Source organism: Moorena sp. SIO4E2 (assembly GCF_010671945.1).
GTDB lineage: Bacteria > Cyanobacteriota > Cyanobacteriia > Cyanobacteriales > Coleofasciculaceae > Moorena > Moorena producens.
Genome location: NZ_JAAHIE010000793.1, coordinates 1 through 2,808, shown reverse-complemented (window position 1 = coordinate 2,808; position 2,808 = coordinate 1). Strand labels below are relative to the sequence as shown.

Annotated in this window: 2 protein-coding genes; both read left to right on the top strand. The window is 49.5% G+C overall.

The features are described 5' to 3' along the window. Positions 1-1,858 (top strand): DUF3604 domain-containing protein (locus tag F6K37_RS37275; protein ID WP_287256036.1); only part of this gene is annotated, 1,858 nt, incomplete at its 5' end. Positions 1,859-1,987: 129 nt separating this feature from the next. Next, positions 1,988-2,808: metallophosphoesterase family protein (locus tag F6K37_RS37270; protein ID WP_502887810.1), on the top strand; the 821-nt coding region annotated here is incomplete at its 3' end.

The following is a 2,808-nucleotide window of genomic DNA, read 5'->3' as shown; positions in this document are numbered from 1 at the left end:
CCGATTTGCCCGAGGAGAGGAAGTGACAACCGATGGTGGGCAACCAGTCCAGTTGTCTCGTCCCTTAGATTTCTTGGTGGTAACCGATCACACCGACCAGTTGGGCTCCTTCCAACAGTTTGTCGATTACCCCCCACAAGATTGCGGTGACGATCAGCAGCAGATAGATGATTGGCATGAAGCGATCGAAGAAGGCGGTGATGCTGCAGCCAACGCACAGAACGAGATTACCTCGGCCTTTGCTCAAGGTACCATTCCAGCCTGTATGCTCCAAAGCCCAGAGGAGTTCGGTGCAGCTTGGGATAATGAAGTCGATTGGGCAGAAGAGTTCAACGACCCCCACAAATTTACAGCAGTGATTGGGTATGAGTGGACTTCCCTAGATGCAGGGGACAACCTCCACCGGAATGTCATCTTCCGTGACAATGGCGACAAAGCAAAACAGTTGCTCCCTAAAACTACAGCAGATGGCACAGACCCAGAACTTCTCTGGGCGTGGATGCAGAACTATGAAGACACAACGGGTGGTGATGTGCTGGCCATACCCCACAATGGCAACCTGAGCAACGGAAAGATGTTTGCCGACACCGATGCTCGCGGTATGCCCCTAAACCACAGTTATGCCGAGCAGCGACAACTGTGGGAGCCACTCTATGAAGTTATCCAAATTAAAGGAGCGGGGGAGACTCATCCTTTTTTGTCTCCTGATGATGAATTTGCTAGTTTTGAAATTGCAGGTTGGGATAATGGTAATCTAGACCTGACCGCTCCGGAAACACCTGATATGTACGAGCATGAGTATGCCCGTGCTGCCCTCAAGAATGGATTGAAGTTTGAAGAAGACTTGGGAGCTAATCCCTTCAAATTTGGTCTGGTAGGTTCCACGGATTCCCATATTGGGATTTCCGGGGTGGAAGAAAATAGCTTTATGGGCAAGTTTCCCATTTATACCCCTAGCCCCGAACGGGCAGAACACGTCTCAAAGACAAGTTGTTTTACTAAGGATCAAGATGGCAACTGTGTTCCGGAGAATCCTGAGGTGAACCGGTTCGGATGGCAGTATGGAGCAGCTGGCTTTGTAGGAGTTTGGGCTGAAGCCAATACCCGCGAGTCCCTGTTTGATGCCATGGCACGACGGGAAGTTTATGCCACCAGCGGACCAAGGATGATAGTTCGCTTCTTTGGCGGTTGGGATTTTACCTCGGAAGATGTGAGTTTTAACCCTGGACAAGTGGGCTATGCCAAAGGCGTTCCTATGGGAAGCGATCTGACCAGTATGCCAGAAGGAAAAGTTCCCACCTTTTTAGTAGCTGCATTGAAAGATCCGATTCGGGGGAACCTTGATCGGATTCAAATTGTCAAGGGCTGGCTGGAGAATGGCCAAACCCAGGAGAAAGTTTACGATGTGGTCTGGTCAGGCGATCGCGTACCTAATGACACAACTGGTAAGCTTCCCCTTGTGGGTTGTGAGGTCAATCCTGCTATCTGTGAGACGGACGATCCGATGGAAGATACCGGTACCGTCAATACCGACACAGCCGAGTGGACAAATAGCATTGGTGCGGTTGAGCTGGCTCAGGTTTGGACAGACCCGGACTTCGATCCTACCCAAAAGGCATTTTACTACGCGCGGGTGCTGGAAATTCCGACTCCTCGTTGGACGGACTACGACAAGGTATTTTATCAGATAGAAATGGCTGAGGAAATTCCCTTAACCCTACAAGAACGGGTGTATACTTCTCCGATTTGGTACTCCCCATCTAACGTAACATCTGAGATAGCTCCGTTGCCTGAAAATCCCGAAGATGGCAGTGATTTTGACTTCTGGAACAGAATAATTCACGAAGTTATTCGATAAGTAACTGTTGAATTTAATAGCTAGGGATTAGAGATAGGATGTCGAAGTTTGGTATTGCTTCGGCATCCTATCGCACAAAAAAGGGCAATTAATTGATAGGGTAAACAAGGCACAAATTAGGTATATTAAATGAATTTGAACCGTATTTGGAAAATAGGGGTGGCAGTTGCGATCGCTCTAGTTTTGGCCATCGTTGCCTACCTTGTGATAGCACAACAGAATCGACCCATTCCCGATATAGGCTCTACAGGCACCAGTAACCCTGAGCCAGAGGTGGTTGACTCAGATACAGAGCCTTTTACTCTGCAACTACTCCATGCCTCAGATTTTGAGGCTGGACTGGCCGCATTGGAAGATGCTCCTCGGTTTTCCGCCGTCCTGAATGCCCTGAAGGAGGACTACCCCAACACGGTTGTCCTCTCCTCTGGAGACAACTACATTCCCAGTCCGTTCCTGTTTGCGGGCAGCGACCCTAGGTTGAACGAGACCCCTGTGGGAGAAGCTAGTATTGGTCACGCTAATATCGAAATCCACAATCAACTGGGTATCCAAGCTTCGACCTTTGGCAATCACGATTTCGATCTGGGCAGCAAGGAAGTGCGGGATATCATTCAACCAGATGGAGATTACCGTGGAGCGCTGTTTCCCTATCTGAGTTCCAACCTGGATTTTACCACAGACCCTAACCTATCAAGCCTGATCACGGCGAACGGTCAAGAAATCAGTACTATTCCGGCAGGACAGGTTGCGGGGACTGGAGTGATCACCGTCAATGGTGAGCCAATTGGTATTGTGGGAGCAAGCACACCCCTTTTGCCTACCATCTCTTCCTCTGATGGAGTCACGGTATTCCCGGAAAATCCCACAGACTATGACGCCTTAGCTGCTAAAATCCAAGCTGCGGTGGATGAATTGACCGCTACGGGCATCAACAAGATTATTGTCCTAGC